A 25,665-nucleotide genomic window follows, 5' to 3' on the forward strand; every position below is an offset into this window, starting at 1 on the left:
TTCGGCCCGGCGTCAGCGCGATGCCAACTGGCGCGCGAAATGGGTTTCGATCGCGCGCGCCGCGCCGGTCGCGATCCGTTTGCGGCCCTCGGTGGAGAACAGGAATTTCATATCCGCCTCGTTGCTGAGATAGCCGGTCTCGAACAGGACGGAGGGAACGTCGGGCGCTTTGAGCACGATCAGCGACGCGAAACGGTGATAATCGCTCCGGAAGGGGACGAGCGGCGCCGCCTCGCGCTTGAGCAGGCTCGCGAATTTGGACGAGATGTTCATCGTCTCGCGCTGGGTGAGGTCGATCAGGATCGAGCTGACGTCGTTCGTCGCGCCGCCCAGATTCACGCCGTTCAGCAGATCAGCCTTGTTCTCGCGTGCCGCAAGCCGTGCGGCTTCGCGATCGGAGGCGACTTCGGACAGCGTGTAGACGGTGGCGCCGGTGGCGTCTTCATTGCCCGCGCTGTCGGCGTGGATCGAGATGAACAGGTCGGCATTCAGCCGCCGGGCGATCTCGTAACGCTGATTGAGCACGATGAAGCGATCGTCCTCGCGCGTCAGTGCGACGCGCACGCGGCCCGAAGCGACCAGCTCGTCGCGGATGGCGCGGGCAATGGCAAGCGTCGCATCCTTCTCGCGCGCGCCGCCATGCGGAGAGATCGCGCCGGGATCATGGCCGCCGTGCCCCGCGTCGATCACCACCAGCGGCCGGCTATCGGGGCCCTGCACCCGCGGCAGCGACAGGCGCTTGGGCGGATCGAGCGGAATCGTGACCGAATAACGCCGCTTCGGCGGCGTGTTCATCGCGAGCTGCGTCCCCGACATTTCCCAGCTGCTGCGGCCGGCGCGCGCGGCCCGCGCGAATTCGGCCTGCGCCACCGGCTTGAGCGACAAGGTGAGCGTGCGCCCGTCCGCGCCGAATCGCGCGTTCGAGATCAGGGTAGGGCGGGCAAGGTCGAGCACGATGCGCGCTGTGTCGGCGTCCTGGCGCCCCTGGCGAACATGTTCGATCGGGCCGCCCGCGGCGGAGGCGGTGCCGGGTTCGACCCCCGGAATGTCGACCGCCAATCGGCGTGGCCCGTCGAGTGCGAAGGTCGAGGCCTTGTCGATCGCTTCATCGAAGCTGAGTACGACGGCGTCGCTGTCCACCGCGATGTTCTGCACGCGCGCAGCATCTGCCGAGCCGAAGGGCAGCAGTGTCGCAGCCAGGAGAAGTGTGGCGGTCATGACGCCATATTGCCAGCTCGGCCATGGGCTGGTCCATACCCTCGATATACGCAACTGGTTTCCACCCTTGGTTCACGCTCACCCGACGGACTAGGGAAAACCGTTCAAATGACGGTAAAGGATCATAGTTAACGGGCTGTTAGCTATTGAGGGCGCAAAGGGTGAGGGGCCGCGGACTTGCTTTTTGTTGCTCCGGAGGGGCGCGGGTGCTAGCGAAGTTCCGCCGGATGCGGGACAGGTTCCCCGCTGGCTTACGCATGTCGCCTGAACCGGCGATATTAACAGGTTGACGCTGCATGAGGCATTTCTCCCCTGCTCCGCATTTCGCCGAAAGGATCGGCGATGCGTTGCCGCTGTGGGGGGTTCCGGTCCGAATGGCCGGACGTGTCGACGCAGCAGAGGCGCATAATTTAATCACATCAACCCGGATGCCCGCGACACACCGACCGGCATCCGCATCATTTGGCGCGCCGCGGCTCGAACGAGACCGCACATGGCGCGCCCGGAGATTTTTCAATGACAACGCGCATGCTGATCGACGCGCGCCACCGGGAAGAAACCCGCGTGGCCGTCGTCAAGGGACACCGAATCGAGGAGTTTGATTTCGAATCCGCCGAGCACAAGCAGCTCAAGGGGAACATCTATCTCGCCAAGGTGACACGCGTCGAACCGTCGCTTCAGGCGGCGTTCGTCGATTATGGCGGCAATCGCCACGGTTTCCTCGCTTTCAGCGAGATCCATCCCGACTATTACCAGATCCCCAAGGAGGATCGCGAGGCCCTGCTCCGCGAGGAGGCCGAGCACGCCGCCGAGGAAGAGGCGCTGCGCGCCGCCCATGCCGACGATTATGACGACGACTATGATGGCGAGGCCGAGGATGGCTCCGGCGTCGAGGTCGTCGAGGCGATCGATCATGGCGACGAGGGCGAAGGCGAGGCCGATACGGGCGCGGAGGGGGACAGCCGTCCACGCCGCCGCGGCAAGGCGATCGATGACGGTGCGGTCGAATCGCTGCGCCAGAAGCGGATGAATCTGCGCCGCCGTTACAAGATTCAGGACGTGATCCGGCGCCGTCAGGTGCTGCTCGTCCAGGTCGTGAAGGAAGAACGCGGCAACAAGGGCGCGGCGCTCACCACCTATCTCAGCCTCGCTGGCCGCTATTGCGTGCTGATGCCCAATACGTCGCATGGCGGCGGCATCAGCCGGAAGATCTCCAACGCCGGCGATCGCAAGCGGCTCAAGACGATCATGGCGGAGATGAAGCTGCCGTCGACGATGGGCTGCATCGTCCGCACCGCGGGCCTCCAGCGCACCAAGACCGAGATCAAGCGCGACTTCGACTATCTTGCCCGGCTGTGGGACGAGATCCGCGAGAAGACGCTGCAATCGACGGCCCCCGCGCTCGTCTATGGCGACAGCGATCTGATCAAGCGCGCGATCCGCGACATCTATAATCGCGACATCGAGGAAGTCGTTATCGAGGGCGAGGAGGGATACCGCGCCGCGAAGGATTTCATGAAGCTGCTGATGCCCAGCCATGCCCGGCGGGTGAAGCCCTATTCGGACGCGGTGCCGCTGTTCCAGCGCAACGGCGTCGAGGATCAGCTTGCGGCGATGTACCATCCGACGGTGCAGCTCAAATCGGGCGGCTATCTGGTCATCAACCCGACCGAGGCACTGGTCTCGATCGACATCAACTCGGGCCGCTCGACGCGCGAGCATGGCATCGAGCAGACCGCTGTCGCCACCAATCTGGAAGCCGCCCACGAGATTGCGCGCCAGCTCAGGCTGCGCGACATGGCCGGACTGGTCGTGATCGATTTCATCGACATGGAGAACAACTCCAACATCCGTAAGGTCGAAAAGGCCATGAAGGGTGCGCTCGCGAACGATCGCGCGCGGATTCAGGTCGGCCGGATCAGCTCGTTCGGGCTGATGGAGATGAGCCGCCAGCGGCTGCGCACCGGCGTGCTCGAAGCGTCCACGCGTCAATGCCCGCATTGCGAAGGCACCGGCCTGGTCCGCACCGCATCGTCGGCCGGCCTGTCCGCGCTGCGCATGCTCGAGGACGAAGCGGCGCGCGGGCGTGGCAGCAAGCTGACCTTGCGCGCCAGCCAGGAAGCCGCGGTCTATGTGCTCAACCGCAAGCGCGCCGAGCTGGCCGAGATCGAGGATCGCTACGGCGTCGCCATCGATATCCTGCCCGATGGCGAAGCCGAGGGCGCACGCATGAGCGTCGAAGCGAGCGGTCCGCCGCCCGAGCACGCGCCACGCTTCGCGCCGGTGATCGTCGAGGATGAGGACGACGATCTGCCGTTCGAGGACGAGATCGACGAAGAGGAAGAGGACGAGACCGAGGAGCGTCGCGAAGGGCGCGAGGGCCGCGAGGAGCGTAGCGATCGTGACGGCAGCCGTCGCCGTCGCCGTCGTCGCGGGCGCCGCGGGCGTCGCGACGAGGAAGGCGAAGGCCGTGAGCGCGACGGCGAGGCCGGCGAGCATCAGGGCGAAGCCGAAGAGGCGCACGATGAGGCCGAGGGCGAAAGCCCGCGTGATCAGGACGGCGATTCCGAGGCAGAGACCGAAACCGAGGCCGATGATGGATCGGACGACGGTGGCAAGCGTCGCCGCGGTCGCCGCGGTCGCCGGGGCGGCAAGCGCCGGCGTGAGGGTGGCGCACCGCTGGAAGCCGGCGATGCCGGGTATCAGGCTGACGAGGGCGGCGCCGAGCCGGCCGAAGAGAGCGCGGAAGCGCCGGCACCCGAGTCCGTCGTGGAAGCGCCCGTCGAGAAGCCGAAGCGTACGCGCCGCCGGCCGAAGGCCGAGGCTCAGCCCGATCCCGTGGCCGAAGCGTCCGTTGTCGAGGCAGCACCCGCCGAGGTTGCCCCCGTCGAGACCGGACCTGTCGAGGACGCACCCGTCGAGAATGTCGCCGAGACGCCGGTCGAAAAGCCCAAGCGCACGCGCAAGAAGGCGGTCGCCAAGGTGAAGCCCGTAGCCGAAGAGGCGCCGGAGCCTGTCGCTGTCGAACCCGAGCCCGAACCAGTTGCGGAAGCGCCGGTGGAAGAGGTTGCGCCGGCAAAGCCCAAGCGCACGCGCAAGAAGGCGGCCGTGGCAGCCGAGGCGACAGCCGCCGAAGCGGTGACCGCCGACGCGATCCCGGGCGACGCGGAGCCGATCGCTGCGAACGACGCCGATGGCACGCCCCGGCGTGGCTGGTGGCAGCGGACGTTCGGCGGCCAGGAGTGATCCGGGCCGCGCAGCGGATACCGGCACGCTGAGGCCGTGAGGCCGCAGCGTATCTTCAGCCGGGGTTCAGTCGCCGGGGGCAAGGAGCAGATGGCCATGGCCAGCCCGTTTCGTTCCCCCGGCGTCGCCCTGCGCGCAGCGTTTGCGCTGCTCGTCTCGATCATGCTCACCGTTCAGCCGGCGATGGCGCAGTCGATCCTGCGCGATGCCGAGACCGAAGCGGTGCTCCACGAAATGTCGGAGCCGCTGATCCGCGCGGCGGGGCTCGAACCCAAGAACGTGACGGTGGTGCTGGTGGGTGATCCCAGCATCAACGCGTTCGTGGCCGGTGGCCAGATCGTCTATATGAATTCGGGCACGATCATGCAGGCGGATAACGCCAATGAAGTGCAGGGCGTGATCGCGCACGAACTCGGCCATATCACCGGCGGGCATATCATCCGATCGTCGGAAGGCATGAAGCAGGCGACGGGCATCACCTTGCTGAGCCTGCTCGCCGGCCTTGCCGCGGTTGCGGCGGGCGCCGGTGATGCGGGCATGGGCATCATGATGGCGGGGCAACAGGCGGCACTCGGCAAGTTCCTCGCCTTCACCCGCACCCAGGAAGTGAGCGCGGATGCCGCGGGCGTCAAATATCTCGCCGCCGCGGGGATCAGCGGCAAGGGTTCGATCGCCTTTTTCAAGCGCATCCAGAACCTCGAATACCGCCTCAATATTCCGCAGGAAGACAGTTACGGGCGCACCCACCCGCTGACCGGCGAACGCCTGTCGGTGCTCGAACATCAATATGAGGCGTCGCCGGCCTGGAACAAGCCGACCGATCCCGGGCTCGAGGCGCGTTTCCAGCGGGTGAAGGCCAAGTTGCGCGGTTTCGCCTGGGAAGCGGCGCAAACGCTGCGCGAATATCCCGAGCAGAACAAGACCGATGCGGCCCGCTATGCCCGCGCCTATGCCTGGCACAAATCCGCCTATCCGGACAAGGCGATGAGCGAGGTGGATGCGCTGCTCGCAAAGGCACCGCACGATCCCTATTATCTCGAGCTCAAGGGCCAGATCCTCCTTGAATCCGGCCAGCCGGTGGCCGCCATCCCGCCGCTGCGCGAAGCCGTGCAGGCGACCCGCGCGCAGCCGCTGATCGCGGCTCTGTTCGGCCATGCGCTGATTGCGACCGAGGATCCCAAGAATTTCGACGAAGCGCGCAGCGTGCTCAAGGCGGCGGTCACGCGCGACAACGACAATCCCTTTGCCTGGTATCAGCTCGGCGTGGTCTATGAGCGCGAAGGCGATCTGCCGCGCGCGCAGCTCGCGACCGCCGAACGCTATAATCTCGAGAATCGACCTGAGCTCGCACTTCCCAATGCGCGTCAGGCGATGCAGGGGATCAAGGAAGGCACGCCCGACTGGCTGCGCGCGCAGGATATCGCGATGGTGTCGGAAGCGGCTATGTCGAAGAAGAAGAAGCGCTGACGCCACCGTCGAAAGATCGAAATGACCAAACCGAATTCCAGGAGAAACACCATCATGATCGGCATCGCCGCTTTTCTGGCGGGCGCCGCCGGCACCGCGCTCGCCACGGGCGTGCTCGGCACGCCGCAGGTGAGCGACACCGAGCGAGCGAAGATCGAGCTGGTCGTGCGCGACTATATCCTCGCACATCCGGAGATCATTCCCGAGGCGATGGAGAAGCTCCAGCAGCGCGAGATCAGCAAGGTGGTCGATACCAACCGCAAGCGGATCGAGACGCCCTTTGCGGGCGCCTGGGCGGGCAATGAGCGCGGCGATGCCACGCTCACCATCTTCTTCGACTATGCCTGCGGCTATTGCCGGGCGAGTCTGCCCGATGTCGAACGGCTGCTGAAGGAAGACAAGCAGCTCAAGATCGTCTTCCGCGAACTGCCGATTCTGAGCGAAGACAGCGACCTGGCCGCGCGGGCGAGCCTTGCCGCCGCCGCGCAGGGCAAGTTCAAGGCGTTCCACGATGCGCTCTATGCAGCGGGTCGGCCGACGCCGCAGACGATCGAGCGTGTCCAGAAAGAGGTCGGCATCGACGCTAGCGCCGCCGCCAAGGTCCAGACGTCGCCCGAGGCGCAGCGCGAGATCGAAGGCAATGTGCAGCTTGCCCGCGACCTGCGGTTCAGCGGTACGCCGAGCTGGGTGGTCGGAGACCAGATCCTGAACGGCGCGGTCGGTTACGACACGTTGAAGAAAGCCATCGCCGAGGCGCGCAAGAAGGGGTGAGGAGAAGCGGGGCCACTCGCCGTCATGCCAGCCTGCGCAGGGTCTTTGTATAAAGCTCGATACTATGCCCTCACGGCGTCATCCCCGCGAACGCGGGGATCCAGCTTCTTCTTCTTTTTGATGCTTCACGCAAAAGCTGGATCCCCGCGTTCGCGGGGATGACAAGTTGGAAGCTCACCAACCCGATACGCAAAGACTCTGCCTGTGCTGGCATGACGGTGGGGTAGGCTAAGCCTCCCCAACCCCTCAGGCCCGTCCCTTGAACCCCTGCGCGATCACGTACCATTCGGACGAATCCTTGCGGCTCGCTGGCGGTTTGGCGTGTTTCACCGTCGTGAAATTCTGCTTGAGGATGGTCAGCAGCTCACGATCGGTGCCGCCGGCGAAGACCTTCGCGACAAAGGCGCCACCGGGTTCGAGCACCTGGATCGCGAAATCGACCGCCGCCTCGACCAGGCCCATGGTGCGCAGATGGTCGGTCTGGGGGTGGCCGACGGTGTTGGCTGCCATGTCGGACAGGATCAGGTCCGCAGGGCCGCCCAGCGCCTCTTCCAGCCGCTGTGGGGCGTCGTCGTGCATGAAGTCCATCTGGAGGATCGTCACGCCCTCAATGGGGTCTGTGGGCAACAGATCGATACCGACGATCGTCGCACGCGGCGCCGCCTTGCGCGCGACCTGGCTCCAGCCGCCCGGCGCGATGCCGAGGTCCATGATCCGTTTTGCGCCCCGTAGCAGCGTGAATTTCTCGTCGAGCTCGATCAGCTTGTATGCCGCGCGGCTGCGATAGCCCTCGGCGCGTGCGCGCTTGACATAGGGGTCGTTGAGCTGGCGTTCCAGCCAGCGTGTCGATTGTGCGGTGCGACCCTTGGAGGTCTTGACGCGCTGGCGTCCGCCCGATCCGCCGCGGCTCATCGGTCGCGCGCCATCAGCAGGCGCAATATGCCTTCGCGAATGCCGCGATCCGCCACGCCGAGTCGTTCGGCGGGCCAGATATCGATGATCGCCTCCAGGATCGCGCAGCCCGCCACCACCAGGTCGGCGCGCTCGACGCCGATACAGGGTTGCCGTTGCCGCTCCTCCATCGACATGCGCGACAGGCTGGTGCTGATCTGCTGCATCGCCTGCGCGGGCACGATCAGGCCGTCGATCGCGCTGCGATCATAGGATGCCAGGCCGAGATGCAGGCTGGCGAGCGTCGTGACGGTGCCGCTGGTGCCGAGCAGGCGGATGCCCTCCATGTCGTCGCGGGGCAGGCGTTCGGCGAAGGCGGCGAAACTGTCGGTCACGCGGCGCTTCATCCGGGCATAGGCGTCGAGCCGGCTCGCCTCGCTGTCGTCGGAGACGGGTTCGCTTTCGGTCAGCGAGACAACGCCCCAGGGCGCGCTCAACCAGTCGCGGATATGGGGGTGGCCTTCGCGGGTATCGATCATCACCAGTTCGGTCGATCCGCCGCCAATGTCGAAGATGAGTGCGGGGCCGTCGCCCGGCTCGAGCAGTGCGTGACAGCCCATGACTGCCAGTCGCGCCTCTTCCTCCGCGCTGATGATGTCGAGCGCGATACCGGTTTCGCGATAGACGCGGTCGATGAAAGCCTGGCCGTTGACGGCCTGGCGACAGGCCTCGGTCGCGACCGAGCGCGCCAGCGTGACGTGGCGCCGTCTGAGCTTGTCGGCGCAGATGGTCAGTGCGGCGATGGCGCGCTCGATTGCGATATCGCTCAGCCGCCCCGTCGCGGCCAATCCTTCGCCCAGGCGGACGATCCGCGAAAAGGCATCGATCACCACAAAGCCGTCGCCTTCGGGCTTGGCGATCAGCAACCGGCAATTGTTGGTGCCGAGATCGAGCGCGGCATATGCGCGCCGATGTGGCCACCGCGCGGACGCGGTACGCCTATTGGCCGCAGGGCCCGCATGCGGGGCGGGCTGTCGCGGCGATGGCATGGAACGCTCCACCATGGCCGTCAAATCACTCTTATGTTCTCCGGAAAACGGAATGCCGCCCGGTGCTTGAGGAATAGACTAGGGATTGCAGCCACGAACCGCAAGGCGGGCATCCCCGATACGGTCGATCACGAAGGCCCTTGACCCGGACGAACCCCCCGCCTATTTCGCGCCCCTCGTTGCCCCGTCGTCTAAAGGTAAGACTACGGACTCTGACTCCGTCAATCGAGGTTCGAATCCTCGCGGGGCATCCATATTATTGTTCCTAAAGCGTTGAAGAGCTTGCCGATTGTGTTCGATCGGCAAGCCCGTGCGATCGTCCATCCCGTTGCAGGGCCCAGGATGCGCGCGGCGTGTGCCGGGCAGGATTCGGCCATTCGGAACTGACGCGCGGATCCACGCCCATGTCGCTTTGACGGGGGCGGTTTATCGGATAGCATCGGCGTCGAATAATGGAAAAATCCACGAGAAATCCGTCAAGGGGGAGCATTGGCACGGCTCAAGCAGAGCGCCTGCCACGCGGCGGCCATCGTCATCGCGTCGATGGCATTTCCTGCGACCGGGCATGCGCGCGAACGTTGCGTTCATTTCACCAGCTCCGGAGGGTCGCTTTCGAAGGTTCTGCGCGACTATGCCCGCGCCGCCGGCATCCAGATCATCTTCAATGAAAGCGATGTCGCCCGGCTGAGGGCGCCGCCGTTCGACGCGACCGCCTGCCCCGGTGAGGGGCTTGCCATGCTGCTCGAGGGAACCGGCATGGCCGCGCGTCGTCAGGCCGGCGGCATCTACGTGATCGCCGCATCGGCCGCTCTTTCGGCCTTGCGATCCGGCGTCTCGGAGCGCGACGACGATATCATCGTGACCGCACGCAAGCGCGCCGAGCGGCCCATCGACATTCCGGTTGCGCTGACCAGCATCGCCGGCAAGGCATTGGAGCGCAGGGGCACCCGCAGCGTTGCCGATGTCCTGCAGGAAGCGCCGGGCGTCGGCGTCTACGATCAGGGCAACGGCACATCCAAGGTCATGATCCGCGGGATCTCCACTTCGCTCGGCGCCAATGAGAATGGCTATTATCTCGATGATCTGCCCTTCACCGGCGTGACCGTGCCGATCAGCCCCGATGTGCGCGCCTGGGATCTGGACCGGATCGAGATATTGCGTGGTCCGCAGGGCACGTTGTTCGGTGAGGGATCGATGGGCGGCACCGTACGCATCCTGACCAAGGGCGCGGATCTCGACAGCTGGGAAGCCAAGGCGACGGGCTTCGTCTCCGGCACGCGCGGCGGTGGCACCAATGGCGGGATCAAGGGCGCGGTCAATGCGCCGATCATTCCGGGCGTATTGGCGGTCCGTTTCGCGGGTACGCATGAGCGTTTCGACGGCTGGCTGGACAATGATGCCGCCGGCATGCGCAACCTGAACGACCAGCGCTTCGATACCTTCCGGGCCAAGCTGCGCTTCGATCCCACCACGCGGCTCTCGATCACCGGCAGCTACTGGTTCTATGACGGGCACTTCCCCGCCGGGGGCGCCTTCGGAGCCGATGATGGGCAGCAATCACGCTCGTCCACGTTGAGGACCGCCCCCAGACACCGGCTGCACAACGGCGCGGTGCGCTATGATTTCGGCGGGGCCGAGCTGTTCTACGGCTATTCGCACAGCAATTACAGGCTGCCGCAAGACGGCCCGCTGCTCGGCGGCACGATCCTGGCCACGATCGCCATCAAGGTCGATGCACATGAACTGCGCCTGGCGTCCACCGCCGCCGGCCCGCTGCAATGGACGGTCGGCGGCTATCTGCGCGACGCCGATCGCAGCGACACCGTCGATTTCGCATTGTTCGGTGTGGACAATGTCGATTCCACCCGCAGCAAGGCGAAGGCGGTGTTCGGCGAAGCGACCTATACGCTGCCGGCCGCGCCGATCGATATCACTGCGGGCCTGCGCTATTATGAGGAAAGTCTGGGCGGCTTCGAAGTCAATTCCGGCACCGTCTCCAACGACCAGGGCGATACCTATCGGAGCGTCAACCCGCGCGTCAGCATCGCCTGGCATCCGCAGCCCGACACCACTCTCTATGCCAGCGCCGCCAAGGGTTTCCGCGCCGGCCAGCTCCAGCCCACTGTCTCGGTCGCGCTGGGCCGGCAGTTCGGCATCGATCTGCCGCCCGCGCTCGGCCAGGATTCGATCTGGACCTATGAGCTGGGCGGCAAGGCCGATCTGCTCGATCGGCGGCTGACGATCGAGGGCGCGGTCTATTACAGCAATTGGAAGAACGTCACCGTCCGTGTCCCGATCGCGACCACCGGCTTCAACGGGCTGATCAATTCGAACGGGACGCACACCAGGGGCGCCGAGCTGAGCGTCATCCTGCGGCCGACAAGGGGGCTCACGCTTTCCGCCAATGCCAGCTATGTCGACGCCGCCTATTCGGATGCGGTGGCCGGAACCGCGATCGTCAAGGGTGCGATCGTCGATGATGTGGCCCGATTCACCGCCAATGCGTCGATCGACTATGGTGCACGGATCGCCGATGGCGTGTTCGGCGTGGCACGTATCGGCTGGCAGCATAGCAGCCCGCGCAGCTTCGTCGCGTTCCCGGGCTATCTGCCTGGCGACACGATCGACCGGATCGACGCGCGCATCGGGGTGGATTTCGATCAGCTCAGCGTGGCGCTGTTCGCCGACAATCTGACCGGCGAGAATGGCGCGACCAGCTATCGCAGCGTCCAGCCGATCGCGCCCGGCGGCGACGACATCTCGTCATACCGCCTGCGGCCACGCACCATCGGCATCGAGGCGAGCTTCCGCTTCGGCGGTTCGTGACCAGAGCGAGATGCGCTTAGGTTGAAGTACATCTTGCTTTATTTATTGTTTATTTTCAAAATCTTGAGAGTCGTTATGTGATTCCACCTGACTTCAAAATGCTCTATCCCGGCCTTGCTGCAGGCTCAGCGCGCGGGGCCGGACCCCACCGAGAGCAATGTCTGACGGTCCTGCTGGCTGACAGTCAGGCCGTGTAATGCCGCCACCCCCTGTGCGAAGGCGGATATGTCGTTCGCTTCGAAGACACCGGTGATCCGGATGTCCGCCGGCACACCGGCCCCGATCACCAGCGGGCGTGCCGCGTAGCGATTGAAACGGGCGACTACGGCGGGCAGCGGCTCGTCGACGAATTCGAGCTGGCCCGCCTCCCAGACCGGCGTGTGCGCCGCATAGATTTGCGGCGTGCCTTCCACGTCCCCGAACGCGGGAAGCGTCAGGGCGGAGCCCGGCTTCATCGCGGTGATCTTGCGTGTGCTGCCCACCCGGCGGCCGAGCACGTCGACCGAGCCTTCGTAGAGCGCGACATTGGTCGACTTGCCTAGCAATTCGACACTGAACCGCGTGCCCGTGGCGACCACGGTCTTGTCGCCCACCGTGACGGCGAAGGGGCGGCCGTTCTTCGCCACTTCGAAGCCGGCGCGGCCCTGCAGCATGGTCACGTCGCGGCGCGCATCGGTGATGCGCACGCTGACCGCGCTGTCCGCGTCCAGCGTCAGGCGCGAACCGTCTTCGAGCACCGCGACACTGCGCTCGGCAGTGCCGGTGCGATAATCGACAGCCTGTGGCGTGGCCGACGCCACCCGATCGCCGGTCGAACCGCCGAACGGCAGGTCGGTCGAACGGATCAGCGTCGTCGCGCCGATCGCGACCACGACGCTGGCCGCGGCGGCGAGCCCCGCCAGCACCCAGCGTGGTTGCGCGCGGACGCCGCCACGCCAGCGATCGGCATGGCCGCGGCGATAGCTGTCCAGTGCCTCGCCGCGCATGCGGACCATTTCGGGGGCGGTGGCTGCGGCCTCGGTCACGCCCCACAGATTGGCCTGGTCATGAAAGGCCTCCGCATTGGCCGGCGTCTCGATCCAGGCGGTCAGCTCGGCGCGTTCGGCGTCGGACAGCGGACCTTCGGACAGCCGCATGCACCACAGGGCTGCCTGCTGGTCGCGATCGACCTCGCCATCATCATGGACAAGCTTCACGTCTTTTCCCGCATTGTCTTGACGAGGATCCCCATCACCTTCGCCACATGTTGCTTCACCGCATTGGCGCTGATGCCATAGATCTGCCCGATATCGTCCTGCGACATGTTCTCCAGCCGGTAGAGGATGAACATGGTGCGGGATCGTTCGGGCAGCTCGCCGAGGATCGCGATCAGCTTCGATACCTGCTCGCGGCCCTGGGTGATACGTTCGGGATCGAGTTCATACAGATCCGCATCGGTTTCGGACAATATGGCATTGGCATGGCTGTCGCGCACCTGTTGCCGGCGCGCGCGATCGACGAGCAGATTCTGCGCGATGCGAAAGATATAGCCATCGAGCTGGTCGATCGCTGTCTTGCTGTTGAGCGCGCGCAACAGCACCTCTTGCGCCAGATCCTCCGCCTCGGCCTCATGACGGATGCGCCGCAGGAAGAACGAGACCAGCGCCGGCCGCCACCGTCGGCAGAGATCGTTCTCGATCGATTGCTGCTGTTCCTGTGCCACCGCCGTCATTTCGCCGTCGCCACCATCTGGTGAGCCCTATCTAGCATGACGCGCCAGATCCGCTGAGGGATAGCGGCGCGCGCGAATTTTCCGTGTCCGCCGAAATAATTCGGACATCGTCCTATCTGTCCCCGCGGCTGGCGCGTCCTTCTGAACATAACAAGAGAGAAGGGGACACCACATGGCCAAATTCAACCTGCGGCACGCGATCATGATCGGCCTGCTCGGCGGCGCGGCGACGATCACTCCCGCCATGGCGCAAAGCGCCGGGGACAGGAAACCGGCAGCCGATGCGCCGGATGGCGACGATATCGTCGTGACCGCGCGCAAGCGAGAGGAGCGCGCGATCGACGTGCCGATCGCACTGAACGTGGTTTCCGGCGAGGCGCTGGAACAGCGCGGCGCGCGCAATCTGAGCGATTTTCTTCAAGAGGCGCCGGGCGTCGGCGTCTATGATCAGGGCAACGGCCTGTCCCGCATCACGATCCGCGGCATCTCCACCTCGCTCGGCGCGAACGAGAATGGCTATTATCTCGACGACCTGCCCTTCACCGGCGTCACCGTTCCGCTGAACCCCGATGTGCGTGCCTGGGATCTCGACCGGATCGAAGTGCTGCGCGGTCCGCAGGGCACATTGTTCGGCGAAGGATCGATGGGCGGGACCATCCGCATCCTGACCAAGGGCGCGGACCTCGACAATTGGGAAGCCAAGGCATCGGGCTTCGTTTCGGACACGCATGGCGGCGCCACCAATGGCGGGATCAAGGGGGCATTCAACGCGCCGATCATCCCCGGCGTGCTCGCGGTCCGCGTCGCGGGCACGCATGAACGTTTCAATGGCTGGATCGACAATCGCGTGGCTGGCACGCGCAACCTGAACGACCAGAATTTCGATACCTTCCGGGCCAAGGTGCGTTTCGATCCGACCGATCGCCTGTCGATCACCGGCAGTTACTGGATGTTCAACAGCAGCTTTCCGCAGGGCGGCTCCACCGCGACCGACGATGGGCAGCAGTCGCGTTCCTCGGTGCTGACCAGCAAGTCCAGATATCGGCTCTACAACGGCGCGGCGCGTTATGATTTCGGCGGAGTAGAGCTGTTCTACGGCTATTCGCACAGCAAATATGCGCTGCCGCAAAGCGGTCCGCTGCTCGGCGGCACGCTCACCGCGACCATCGACATCGATGTCGACGCGCACGAACTGCGGCTGGCGTCGACCGGCGACGGCCCGCTGCAATGGACGGTCGGCGGCTATCTGCGCGAGGCGGAGCGCAGCGACGGCGTCGAATTCGCGCTGTTCGGCATCGACAACATCGATTTCACGCGCAGCAAGGCCAAGGCCGTGTTCGGTGAAGCGACCTATACGCTTGGCGGCGCGCCGATCGATATCACCGCGGGGCTCCGCTATTATGAAGAGGATCTCGGCGGGTACGAAGTCAATGCCGGGGTCGTGACCCCCGATGAGGGCGACACGTACAAAAGCGTCAATCCGCGCTTCAGCATCGCCTGGCACCCCCAGCCCAACACGACCATCTATGCCAGCGCCGCCAAGGGTTTCCGCGCCGGCCAACTCCAGCCCACCGTCTCGGTCGCGCTGGGCCAGCAATTCGGCATCGATCTGCCGCCCGCGCTCGCGCAGGATTCGATCTGGTCGTACGAACTGGGCGGCAAGGCCGACCTGTTCGATCGCATGCTGACGATCGAGGGCGCGGTCTATTACAGCAACTGGAAGGACGTGACCGTCCGCATCCCGATCGCGACCACCGGCTTCAACGGGCTGATCAATTCGAACGGCACCCACACCAAGGGCGCCGAGCTGAGCGTCATCCTGCGGCCGGCCAAGGGGCTCACGCTTTCGGCCAGTGGTGGTTATGTTGACGCGACCTATTCGGGCGCGGTGGCAGGCACGGGGATCGTCGACGGCGCCGCGGTCGACGATGTGTCCAAGTTCACCGCCAATGCGTCGGCCGATTACCGGACCGAGATCGCGGACGGCGTGCTGGGCACCGCGCGCATCGGCTGGCAGCATGCCAGCCCGCGGCGCTTCAACTCCTTTCCCGGCTATCTGCCCGGCGATGCCACCGATCGGATCGACGCACGCATCGGGGTGGATTTCGACCAGCTTAGCGTGGCGCTGTTCGCCGACAATCTGACCAACGAAAGCGGCGCGACCAGTTATCGCAGCGTCCAGCCGATCGCGCCGGGCGACAACGACATCACCGCCTTTCGCTTTCGCCCGCGCACCATCGGGATCGAAGCGAGCTTCCGCTTCGGCGGCCCGGCGCGCTGATCGAGATCGTCACCAAGTAGATAGAATATGGAGTGAGATGATGAAGAAGGATGTTTTCCCGCAGGTGCGGACCGGCAAGGCGCTGGGCATGATGGCAGCGACGCTATTGGCATCGGGCGGTGTCGCCCATGCGCAGGACGAACGCTATCAGTGGCTGGAAGAGCCGCAGAGCGCCAAGGCGCTGTCCTGGGCGGCCGAACAAAGCAAGGCGGCGCAGGCGAAGATTGGGACGCTGCCCGATCGTGCCGCGATCGAGGCCGAGTTGCGGACATTGCTGACGGCCGGTGATCCGCCCCCGCAATTCCATCCGCTGGGCAATCAGATCCTCCGGTTCCGGCGCTCGGTCGCCAATCCCCATGGCGTGCTCTCGATCGCGAGCAAGGACGCCGCCGGCAGGATCGGCGCCTGGCGCGACCTGCTCGACGTCGACGCGCTCCGCAAGGCGGACGGCAAGCCCTATGAATTCCACACCTATTCGTTCGCCGATGCCTGCCTGGCCCCCGATTACACGCGCTGCATCTTCGCGCTGTCGCCGGCCGGCGCGGACGATGTCGAACTGCGCGAGTTCGACCTGAAGGAGGGCCGCTTCGTGGCGAACGGTTTCCGCGTGCCCGCCAGCCGCGCCCAGGCGGCCTGGATGGATCGCGATCACCTGCTGATCGAACATGCGCTGGGCGATGCGCCCAAGCTGGCGACCGGCTGGCCGACCACCATATCGCTCTGGACGCGGGGCACGCCGCTCGAATCCGCCAGGGTCGTCTATCGCGCGCAGCCAAACGACGCGATCATGACGCTGACGACCGCCGGCATCGGCGACGAGCGCGTCGGAGTTATCAGCCGGGCGATCGACTATTCGAACCTGGAGACGCTGATCGTCCGCAAGGACGGTTCGGTGGAGACGACCGCTATCCCGCAACGGCGCAGCATGATGGCGTTCGCGACGGGGGGAGACTGGATCGTTACCCAGCTGGCCGAGGACGCGAAGGTCGGCGGCAGGGCGCTGCCCGCCGAAACCGTCGTCGCCTATGACGTTCGGCGTGTGACGCCGGCGGACAAGCGTTTCAGCGTCGTGGCGCTTCCCAATGGGCGCGACTTCCTGTCCGGGTTCAGCGGCCTCGCCGCCGGACGGACAACCGTTCGCATGGCGATGGACAGCCGCGGCGTGAAGCGGCTCGACACCGCGACCTTCGCCAACGGCAAATGGACGGTGGCGCGCGGTGCGGCGGAACCGGTGGGCACCAGCATCAGCGTCGCGGTGGCCGATCCCGCAGGCGACGATGCGGTGTTGCAGCGGACCGGCTATCTGCTGCCCACCCGGCTGGACCTGTCCGGCGCCGGGGGGCGATCGACCGAACTCTTCGCCGAAAAGCCGGTGTTCGACGTCAGCCGCTTCACCGTTGACCTGAAGACCGCGCGGTCGAAGGACGGCACCGAGATCGATTATTATCTGCTGCGCCCGAAATCGCCGGCGCGGCCGGGCGAAACGCCGACGCTGATGACCGGCTATGGCGCCTTCGCGATCTCTTTCACGCCCGGCTATCTCGATGCGATCGTCGGCGGGCGTTCGCTGGTGCCCTGGCTCACGCGCGGCGGCGCGCTGGTGCTGCCGCTGATCCGCGGCGGCGGCGACCGGGGCGAGGCATGGCATCTGGCCGCGATCCGCGAGAAGCGCCAGAACAGCTATGACGATTTCGCCGCGGTCAGTGAGGCGCTGATCGGCGAAGGCTTCACCAAGCCCAGGCATCTCGGCGTGTTCGGCCAGTCCAATGGAGGGCTGCTCGCCGCGACCATGGGCACGCAGCGCCCGGACCTTTACGGCGCGATCGTCAGCGACGTGCCGCTGACCGACCTGATCCGCATGCCATTGATGGGCATGGGCGCCGCCTGGACCAACGAATATGGTGATCCGGGCGATCCGGTGATGGCCGCGGCGATCAAGCGTTACTCGCCTTTCCAGAATGTGCAGGCGGGCAAATCCTATCCGCCGTTCATGCTCACCGTCGCCACATCGGACAATCGTGTCGGCCCGGGCCATGCCCGCAAGATGGCGGCGCGCCTGATCGATGCCGGATCGGAGGTCTATTATCTGGAGGATCAGGAAGGCGGCCATGGCGTCAGCGATCCGCTCAGCCGGCCCGAACTGATGGCGGACCGCATGACTTTCCTGATCGACAAGCTGCGCTGACAATCGATCGCGCCCGGTCGACCGTCGATGGTCGGCCGGGCGTCTTCCTCAATTCAATCGCCAGGACGTGACAATACACACACGCCTCTGCGCAGCTGTTGTCGATGTTTTGCGTCCTCGCTAGACCGACCGGGAGGTTCGAGACCGGGGGATGGGTCTTCATGAGTACGACCGCGGAAAGTTTCACGCCGACGACCGACAATCCGTTCATTCGCGCGCTCGCGATCGGCAAGCGTTACAGCAATGCCAGCCCCGTGACCTATTTCATCGAGCCTAGCGATCACGACCACGACGGCCTGAGCGACTGGAATCTGCACGGCGCCGGCGACGGATTGCGGGCGGCCGTGGCGGCCTGGGCGAGCGTGATCGATCTCGACTTCACCGAAGTGTCCTCTGCGTCTGAAGCCAATTGGGTGGAACGGATCGTCGCGCCGGGCTCGTTCGGGACCGCCTTCCACTATTTCCCCAGCTCGATCGTCGGGATTTACGGCGGCGGTTACGATCTGCTGCCCAACAGCGACCCAGGCGAGAACGTCGTCGGCGGCGAGTATTTTCTCATCTTCCTCCATGAACTCGGCCATGGGCTGGGCCTGGATCATACCCATAATGGCGGCTTCGGAGACGCCTATTTCCCCGGAGCCTCGGGCGACCAGCAGCGCGGATCGTTCGATCTCAACGGCAATGCATTCAGCGTGATGTCCTATGTCGACAATCATCGCGAGCTTTTCGGCAGCTCCGGCGCGGTCGATTGGGGCTATATCGGTGGACCGATGGCGTTCGACATCGCCGCGGCGCAGGCGATCTACGGCGCCAATATGGCGACCGGAGCGGGCGACAATATCTACGATCTGCCGTCGTCCAACGGCGTCGGTACCTATTTCTGGTGCATCTGGGACGCGGGCGGCACCGACACGGTGCGCTACCAGGGGACCGCGTCGAGCGTGATCGATCTGCGCGCAGCCACGCTGCAGGTGGCCCCCGGCGGCGGCGGCTATTTCTCGCAGGCGTCCGGCATCATCGGCGGCTTCTCGATCGCGAACGGCGTCTTGATCGAGAATGCGATCGGCGGCGGCGGCAATGACCGGATCACCGGCAATCAGGTCGCCAACAGCATCGAGGGCGGCGACGGCGCCGACACCATCATCGGCGGCGGCGGCGCGGACATGTTGCGCGGCGGCAATGGCGCGGACATTTTCCTGTTCGTCACGCCCGGCGATTCGACCCAGTCCGCGTCGGACCGGATCGTGGATTTCACGCCCGGCGTCGACACGATCGACCTGCGACTGACCGGCGCGACCAGCTTTTCGATCGCGGCGGAAGGTGGGGCGACACGGCTGAACGCGACGACCGCGAGCGGCATTCTCTCCATCCTGGTCGACGGAAGCTTCACGCTCGATCAATTGCTGCCCGGCGCGGTTGCGGCCACGATCGACGGCAATGGGGGTAATCCGATCATCGGCACGGCCGGCGCCGACATGATCTTCGGCATGGTGGGTGCCGACAGCGTGCAGGGCAGCGATGGCGGCGATTTCATCGTCGGCGGCGAGGGATCGGATTCGCTGGAGGGCGGCGCAGGCGCGGACACGCTTTATGGCGGTGACGGTTCGGACGGCCTGTTCGATGCCGGTGGCGCCGATTTCATCTCGGGTGGTGACGGTGACGATCTGCTGCTTGGCGAGCTCGGCAACGACACGCTGCTGGGCGGTGAGGGCAGGGATACGCTGCTGGGCGGCTATGGCGATGACCGGCTTGACCCCGGACTCGGCCTGGGCAGCGTCGATGGCGGTGCCGGCTCCGATATTTTGACGCTGGCCGATTGGGCCGGACAGTCCGACCAGGCCTGGATCGTCCAGACCAACCAGACCAGTGGCAGGATCCTGCTGGGTGGAGTCCCCCAGATCGACTTCACGTCGATCGAGGCATTCGATCTCCAGATGGGGAAGGGCGACGACCTTTTCAGCGGCACGATCGAGGGTGACAGCACGGTTCGGGGCGGCGGCGGCAATGACCGCCTCTATGGCGTGTTCGGCGACGAGTACTTCATGGGTGAGGTCGGAAACGATACGCTGGAGGGCGGTCCCGGCAATGACCGGCTGGATGGCGGGGACGATGATGACCGGCATGTCGGTTGGAGCGGCGACGACAGCATCGATGGCGGCGGCGGCACGGACAGTGTGGGGTTCACCGATGCATTCGCCAATTGCGTGATCAGCTTCGAAGGCGATATCTGCATCGTCGAGACCAAGAATGAAGGCACCGACCGTCTCAGCAATGTGGAGAGCGTCGATTTTGCGGGCGTCGTCAAGACGATGGCGGAGTTGCGCGCATCGGCGGTGGACCGCGCCGCGCCGGTCCTGACCGGATTGTCACCGGCCGATGACGCGACCGGGATTGTGGCGAATGCGAACATCGTAGCGACCTTCGACGAGATGATCGCACGCGGGACGGGAAGCATCGTCCTGCGTCGCGGCGACGGTTCGGTGGTCGAGACATTCGATGTCGCGACCAGCGGTCGGATCGTCGTTACCGGTTCGACACTGACGATCGATCCGACACAGCGACTTGCCCTTGGCACGCATTATTCGCTGACGATCGCGGCAGGGGCGATCGAGGATCGGTCCGGCAACGACCATGCCGGCCTGACGGACTATGACTTCAGCACCATCGCGGTTGCAAATCCCAGCAGGCTGTTGGCGCCAAAAGATTTCGAGGGTGCCTGGAGTAGCGCAAACGGCAATATCTTCGGCACACGGACGGGCTTTCAGGACATAACGATCCTCGACCGCCCTGGCTCGGTCGTGCTGGATGCATCATTCAACGCCGGCGGCGATCTCATACGTCTGGCGGGCGATGCTGCCGACTATGTCGTATCGCTGAGCGGCAGCTTCGCGATTTTGTCCGACGGCGATACCGAGATCGCCGTTCCGGTCGGCGAGGTCGGGACGACGTTGTCGTTCGAAGATGGAATGCGCACGCTCGTCTTTTCCGACGAGGCGGTCCGGATCGGCGGACAGTCGATCGGGTCGGCGGTCGCGGCGCTCCTTGCCGCCCCCGAGCCCGGCTCTCTTCCGACAGGAGGACCATCCGATACGTCCGGCCGCGTGGTGATGGGAAGAGGGGAGTCCGTTGCTGTCTCAGGCAATGTGGATGTCTTCGGAACCTTTGGCCATGAGACATTGGAAGTTCTGGGGGGCCGGGTTCAACTCGGCGCATCGTTCAATGCGGGCGGCGATACTGTGGTGGTGCATGAGGCGGCGACCGATTTCACCGCACGTGTTTCGGGCAGCTACGCGATATTGCGGTCGGAGGATCTCGAACTGATCGTTCCGATCGGCACCGCCGGTGCGACGCTGCGCTTCGCCGATGGCGATCGGACGCTCCTGTACGATTTCGCCATGGCGGCCGTCAAAATCGGCGATCAGACGATCGGATCGACGCCAGTCTCGCTGATCGCCGATGGGTTCGCCTGATCGCCGGCTCACCGTCTATTCGGCGGCGGCAGCGTCTTCGTCTCCCTCGGATTTGATCGGCCTGGCCCGGCCGCGCAGCTTGCGGGCGGGCTCTTCGCCGGAGACCGGATCGTGGCCGGCGGCAGCGCTTGCCACCAGGCTGTCGAGCGAGCTGCCGTCGAAGCCGAGTTCCTTCATCAGCCCATCGATGACCGGCGCCTGCGCACGATAGCGCAAGGCCGCGGCGACCGCACTGTTGGCGAGATTGCGATCACCGCCCGATCCGTCGTCATTGGCGCCGCCACCGCTGCCGCCGGCACCCCGTCCGGTCAGCCCGTCGACCTGGACGATCTTGATGCTGTCGATCGCTTCCATCGGCTTTGCCGCTTCACGCACCACTTCGGGCAGCACTTTCAGCAGCGCCAGCTTGGTCTGGAGCGAAATCTGGTTCGATGACAGCAGGTTCGCGGCCTCGTTGACGGCGCGCTGGCCCGCGGCTTCGACCTCGAAGCGGACACGTGCGGCCTCGGCGCGCAGCTTTTCGGCTTCGGCCTCGCCATGCGCGGCCTCGCGCACCGCCGCTGCGCGGTCCGACGCAGCCTGTTTCTCCGCTTCGGCCTGGACCTTGACGCCAATCGCCTGGCGTTCGGCCTCCTTCGACGCTTCGATCAGCTCGATCTTCTTTGTGCGTTCCGCCACTTCGGATTCGCGCGCCGTCACCACCTGTTCTTCCGCGGCGACTGCGCCGGCGCGCGCCTTGTCCGCTTCGGCACGCGCCTGGCTTTCCTCGCGGCTCTTGTTCTGCACCGCGATCTGCTGTTCCTGGCGCGCCAGTTCGATCGACTGCTCTTGCGCGATCCGGGCTTGCTGCACCGCGCGATCGGCCTCGATCTGCGCCGAATCGGTCATCTGCTTGGCGGAGATGCGTGCCTGATCCGCTTCGCGTTGCCGTTCCGCCTGCTGGCTGGCGACGACCGAGATCTGTTCGGCCCGGCGCATTTCGACCTCGCGCTCCTGCTCAAGCCGGGCGAACTCGGTGTCGCGGCCGATCAGGAAGGACTGGCGCTGCGCTTCGAGATTCTTGGTCTCGATCTGGACGCGCGTATCCTGCTCGATGTCGTTGCGCGCTTTCTTGCGCATCTCGATCTGCTCGGTGAGCTTGGTCAGACCCTCGGCGTCGAAGGCGTTGTTGGCGTTGAAATGCTCGATCGAGGTCTGGTCGAGCCCGGTGAGCGAGACCGATTCGAGTTCCAGGCCGTTCATCGCGAGATCGGCGGACGAGACCTGCTGCACCTTCTGGACGAAATCGCTGCGCTGTTCGTGCAGCTGGTTCATCGTCATGCCCGCCGCGACCGAGCGCAGCGCGTCGACGAACTTGCCCTCGACGAGTTCCTTCAGCGCCTCGGGATTCATCGTGCGCAGGCCCAGCGTCTGTGCCGCAACCGCGATCGAGCCGGCATCGGGCTTCACGCGGACGTAGAATTCGGCCTTCACGTCGATCCGCAGCCGGTCGAGCGTGATCAATGCGTCGGCATTCTTGCGCTCGACCGCGAGCCGCACGGTGTTCATGTTCACCGGCATGGTCTCGTGGAAGACGGGCAGCACCAGCGCGCCGCCGTTCATCACCACCTTCTCGCCGCCGAAACCGGTGCGGACGAAGGCGATCTCCTTCGATGCGCGCTTGTAGAGTCGCGCGACGATGATGCCGAGCGTGATCAACGCGACCAGGCCGATGCCCGCATAGATGAGGACGGGGAGCATGCTGCTGCCGCTTTCTACGATCTCGTTCATGGGGTCATGGATCCAGCTGTGGGAGAAGTGAGCGTCCGGCGCTGATCGCGCGGAAAACATGATCCTCGCGGCGGACGAGGATGATGTCCTCCCCCTCCGCGAAGCTTTGCCCGGCATTATCGGGCTCGGCCATGACGTAATGCGCCTGGCCATGATGATCGAAAACGCGCGCCCGTGCCGGCGATCCCTGGAACGCGCGGCCGGTGACGATGACGGCGCTACGCCCCACCAGGCTGTCGATCGAAACCGCCGTGGTTTCGTCGCGTGGCAGGATGCGCGCCAGCGGTCGGGAAAGCAGGCCGGTCGCCGGCAATGCGGCGACGGCGGCGGCACTGCCCGCGAGCCAGGGCGAAAGCGTGTCGTCGGTGAGCGAAACCGCGAGTTGCTGGAGCGAGAGGCCGATCACGCCGAACAGGCAGAGGAAGACCACCAGCAGCACGAGCAACGGCAGCCGCCCGACGCCAAGCCAGCCGAGCAGATCGCCATCGAGATCGGCGTGCGAATCGAGACTGATTGCGCTTCCGCCCAGCCCGATCGCCTCGACCACGCCGATCAGGAGCATCAGGACGAGCGCGGACGTGAAGACGATATTGTCGCCTGCCACCATGAACGCCAATGCCGATGCCATCATCTCTCCCGGTTGGGGTGAGACTAAAGGGCGACGAGCTGATTCTCAAAGCGATTCCCGACTCCGGCTATCGCATCGACCGATCCGGCTGGATTCACTCATCTTGTGTCATTCCCGCTTTCGCGGGAATGACAATGTCGGGTGTTTGAACCCGTTGGATCCTAGTCGCCCATGCCCTCGGGATCGCGATATTTCAGCTCCAGGAACTTGCCCTGGGTCGCCAGCGAGTCGAGGTCGCCCGCGGCGATATTGCGCGTCATCTCCGCAATCTCCTCGTCGATCAGCTTGAGCCCTTCGGCCAGCTGCTGGTCGGGCGTCCGGCCGTTCGACTGGCGTTCGCGCCGTAGCGGTTCGGGCACGCGCTTATAGCCGTTGACCAGATCGGGAAGATGCTCGGTCAGGATCTTGCGCACTTCCTGCGCCGCCGGTTCGCGCGGATCGAGCGTCTGGAGCTGCGGGCCCAGCGTCTCGAGCCGCAGCCCGATCTGGTCGAGCTGGTTGGCGGCGGGGGCGGGGAGCGCCTTGCGCTGGCTGGAGAGCCAGACCTCGGTCTGCGCGGGCAGATATTTGAGGTCGGTGTTGACCAGCGTCTCGGTGCTCGCCTCGGGATAATGCGGATAGATCAGCAGCGCGAGCGCGGCGAGGACGAACAGGCCGAGCGCGACGAGGAAGCCGCTGTCGCCGATAGGCCCGACGGCGAGACCGAAGATCACCGACGCGATCAGGATCGCGCCGCCGGCCATGACGACGCGCCCGACCTTCTTGATGAGGAAGGCGCGCTTGCGCTGGCGGGCGCGGTGGGCAAGCCGCTGCGCCTGGGGCGAGAGGCGGTGAAGCAGCTCGCTGGACCGCTCGATCTGGCGGTCGACATCGGTCATTGGATCACCCCTCCAGCGCGGTCAGCGGCGATGCCGCGCCGCCGCCCGATGCCGAGGCCTGGGCCGCACCCTCGGCGCGGGCGATATAGCCTCTCGATTTCTCGACCTCGCTCGACAATGTGGTCACCGTCTGCTTCATCGAATCGAGCGCCTTCAGCTTGAAGGTGTCGATATTGTCCATCGTGTCGTAGATGTTCTGGAACGCGCGCTGGAGCGTTTCGAGCGGAATCGTGCTCGCCGCCGCCTGTTCGTGGATCCGCGCGGTCTGGTTCTTCAGCATCTCGCCGGTGCCGTCGATGATGTTGGCGGTGGTGGTGTTGAGCGCGGTGATCTGTTCGAGCACGAGCCGCTGGTTGGTGAGCGCCTGCGCCACCGTCACCGCGGTGCGCAGCGCACCGACCGTGGTCGTCGATGCGCGGTCGACGCCCTTGACCAGCTCGACATTGTTCTTCTTGACCAGATCGAGGGCGAGATAACCCTGCACCGTCACCGCCATCTGGGTCAGCAGATCCTGGGTGCGCTGGCGCACGTAGAATAGCGCGGACTCCTTGATCGCCTTGGCCTTGGCCGGATCGGTCGATTCCAACTCCATCGCCTTGTCTTCGAGCTTGGCATCCATTGCCTTGGAAATATGGATCATCTGCTCGAGGCGGCCCATCGCCGCCCAGAGATTCTGGCGCTCGACCGAGATCGCCGCATTGTCCTTCAGCAACTCGTCCTTGCCATTGGCAAGCCGCACCAGGATCGTCGAGATATGGCTCTGGGCGGATTTATAGCCGTCGAAATAATTGCGGATCTTCGATCCGAACGGGATGATCCCGAACAGCTTGCGCGGGGCCATCAGGTCGCCCTTGGTGCTGGGATCGAGATCCTCGATCGTCCGGCGCAATTCGGCCAGGTCGGCGCCGACGCCGCTTTCCTGGTCCATCGCGCGCACGGGGCGATCAAGGAAGCGGTTGGACTGGCCCGCGGCCTCCATGATCTCCTTGCGGCCCATATTGGTGATCTGGTCCACCTTGGCGCCGAATTCCGGGCTGTTCGCGTCCTGCGCGACCAGATCGGCGATGAAGCTGTCCACTTTCTCGTCGAGCTTGGATTTCTTGTCGTCCTCGATGGGGACGAGCCCAGCCGCCTTTTCTGCGGCAATCGGCGCAACGGGCTCGGGTGCGGTCAACTTGAGTTCGTCCGCGACCAAAGTTTCGGTAGCCATTCAAAAAACCTCCTGCCCTTGCACGCGCAAGATGGAGGGAAACGCTGTGTTGTTCAAGCATGAC

16 protein-coding genes and 1 tRNA gene are annotated in these 25,665 nt (G+C 65.2%); 8 read left to right on the forward strand and 9 right to left on the reverse strand.

The features are described from left to right. Window positions 1-12: 12 nt before the first annotated feature. Window positions 13-1,266: an N-acetylmuramoyl-L-alanine amidase gene (locus AC3WN8_RS09120; protein WP_492669172.1), complete on the reverse strand. Its 1,254-nt coding sequence runs from the start codon at window positions 1,264-1,266 to the stop codon at window positions 13-15. A 468-nt stretch (window positions 1,267-1,734) separates the two neighbouring features. On the opposite strand from AC3WN8_RS09120, the gene AC3WN8_RS09125 reads away from it, so the two are divergent. From AC3WN8_RS09125 to AC3WN8_RS09135, 3 genes are all read left to right on the forward strand, one after another. After that, window positions 1,735-4,464: an Rne/Rng family ribonuclease gene (locus AC3WN8_RS09125; RefSeq protein ID WP_492669092.1), complete on the forward strand. Its 2,730-nt coding sequence runs from the start codon at window positions 1,735-1,737 to the stop codon at window positions 4,462-4,464. 96 nt (window positions 4,465-4,560) lie between these two features. After that, on the forward strand, window positions 4,561-5,931 hold the full coding sequence (locus AC3WN8_RS09130; protein WP_492669093.1) for a M48 family metalloprotease: 1,371 nt from the start codon (window positions 4,561-4,563) through the stop codon (window positions 5,929-5,931). Between the two features lie 54 nt (window positions 5,932-5,985). After that, window positions 5,986-6,702 carry a DsbA family protein gene (locus AC3WN8_RS09135; protein ID WP_492669094.1) on the forward strand — a complete coding sequence of 239 codons (717 nt, stop codon included), beginning with the start codon at window positions 5,986-5,988 and terminating at the stop codon, window positions 6,700-6,702. A gap of 246 nt (window positions 6,703-6,948) precedes the next feature. Here the strand turns inward: AC3WN8_RS09135 and AC3WN8_RS09140 are convergent, their stop codons facing one another. After that, on the reverse strand, window positions 6,949-7,614 hold the full coding sequence (locus AC3WN8_RS09140) for an RlmE family RNA methyltransferase (RefSeq protein WP_492669095.1): 666 nt from the start codon (window positions 7,612-7,614) through the stop codon (window positions 6,949-6,951). Next, window positions 7,611-8,642 carry a Ppx/GppA phosphatase family protein gene (locus tag AC3WN8_RS09145; protein ID WP_492669096.1) on the reverse strand — a complete coding sequence of 344 codons (1,032 nt, stop codon included), beginning with the start codon at window positions 8,640-8,642 and terminating at the stop codon, window positions 7,611-7,613. Before AC3WN8_RS09145 ends, AC3WN8_RS09140 begins: the two co-directional genes overlap by 4 nt. A 180-nt stretch (window positions 8,643-8,822) precedes the next feature. Here AC3WN8_RS09145 and AC3WN8_RS09150 point away from each other — a divergent pair. Next, window positions 8,823-8,896 (forward strand) — tRNA-Gln (locus AC3WN8_RS09150). A gap of 235 nt (window positions 8,897-9,131) precedes the next feature. Further along, window positions 9,132-11,468 (forward strand): TonB-dependent receptor, encoded by a 2,337-nt coding sequence (locus tag AC3WN8_RS09155; RefSeq protein ID WP_492669097.1) that lies wholly within the window; start codon window positions 9,132-9,134, stop codon window positions 11,466-11,468. 125 nt (window positions 11,469-11,593) lie between these two features. On the opposite strand, the gene AC3WN8_RS09160 is transcribed toward AC3WN8_RS09155, so the two are convergent. Both AC3WN8_RS09160 and AC3WN8_RS09165 read right to left on the reverse strand, forming a co-directional pair. Next, window positions 11,594-12,664: a FecR family protein gene (locus AC3WN8_RS09160; RefSeq protein ID WP_492669098.1), complete on the reverse strand. Its 1,071-nt coding sequence runs from the start codon at window positions 12,662-12,664 to the stop codon at window positions 11,594-11,596. Further along, a complete protein-coding gene (locus AC3WN8_RS09165) occupies window positions 12,661-13,179 on the reverse strand; it encodes an RNA polymerase sigma factor (protein WP_492669099.1) in 519 nt (172 codons plus the stop codon). Before AC3WN8_RS09165 ends, AC3WN8_RS09160 begins: the two co-directional genes overlap by 4 nt. A gap of 172 nt (window positions 13,180-13,351) precedes the next feature. On the opposite strand from AC3WN8_RS09165, the gene AC3WN8_RS09170 reads away from it, so the two are divergent. From AC3WN8_RS09170 to AC3WN8_RS09180, 3 genes are all read left to right on the forward strand, one after another. Next, window positions 13,352-15,460, forward strand: a complete 2,109-nt coding sequence (locus AC3WN8_RS09170; protein WP_492669100.1) for a TonB-dependent receptor — start codon at window positions 13,352-13,354, stop codon at window positions 15,458-15,460. 40 nt (window positions 15,461-15,500) lie between these two features. Continuing rightward, the gene (locus tag AC3WN8_RS09175) at window positions 15,501-17,645 is read left to right on the forward strand and encodes a prolyl oligopeptidase family serine peptidase (RefSeq protein WP_492669101.1); all 2,145 of its coding nucleotides are present in this window, start codon (window positions 15,501-15,503) and stop codon (window positions 17,643-17,645) included. A gap of 161 nt (window positions 17,646-17,806) precedes the next feature. Next, window positions 17,807-21,115 (forward strand): M10 family metallopeptidase C-terminal domain-containing protein, encoded by a 3,309-nt coding sequence (locus AC3WN8_RS09180; protein ID WP_492669102.1) that lies wholly within the window; start codon window positions 17,807-17,809, stop codon window positions 21,113-21,115. 15 nt (window positions 21,116-21,130) lie between these two features. Here AC3WN8_RS09180 and AC3WN8_RS09185 read toward each other — a convergent pair whose 3' ends face one another. The 4 genes from AC3WN8_RS09185 to AC3WN8_RS09200 form a co-directional block, all read right to left on the reverse strand. Continuing rightward, a complete protein-coding gene (locus AC3WN8_RS09185) occupies window positions 21,131-22,885 on the reverse strand; it encodes a flotillin family protein (protein ID WP_492669103.1) in 1,755 nt (584 codons plus the stop codon). Window positions 22,886-22,889: 4 nt separating this feature from the next. Continuing rightward, complete coding sequence (locus tag AC3WN8_RS09190) at window positions 22,890-23,513, reverse strand: YqiJ family protein (protein ID WP_492669104.1); 624 nt, start codon at window positions 23,511-23,513, stop codon at window positions 22,890-22,892. A 161-nt stretch (window positions 23,514-23,674) separates the two neighbouring features. Further along, window positions 23,675-24,391 (reverse strand): hypothetical protein, encoded by a 717-nt coding sequence (locus AC3WN8_RS09195; RefSeq protein ID WP_492669105.1) that lies wholly within the window; start codon window positions 24,389-24,391, stop codon window positions 23,675-23,677. A gap of 4 nt (window positions 24,392-24,395) precedes the next feature. Further along, the gene (locus AC3WN8_RS09200) at window positions 24,396-25,601 is read right to left on the reverse strand and encodes a toxic anion resistance protein (protein WP_492669106.1); all 1,206 of its coding nucleotides are present in this window, start codon (window positions 25,599-25,601) and stop codon (window positions 24,396-24,398) included. Between the last annotated feature and the right edge of the window lie 64 nt (window positions 25,602-25,665).

Source organism: Sphingobium sp. FW305-3-2-15-F-TSA7 (assembly GCF_058787155.1).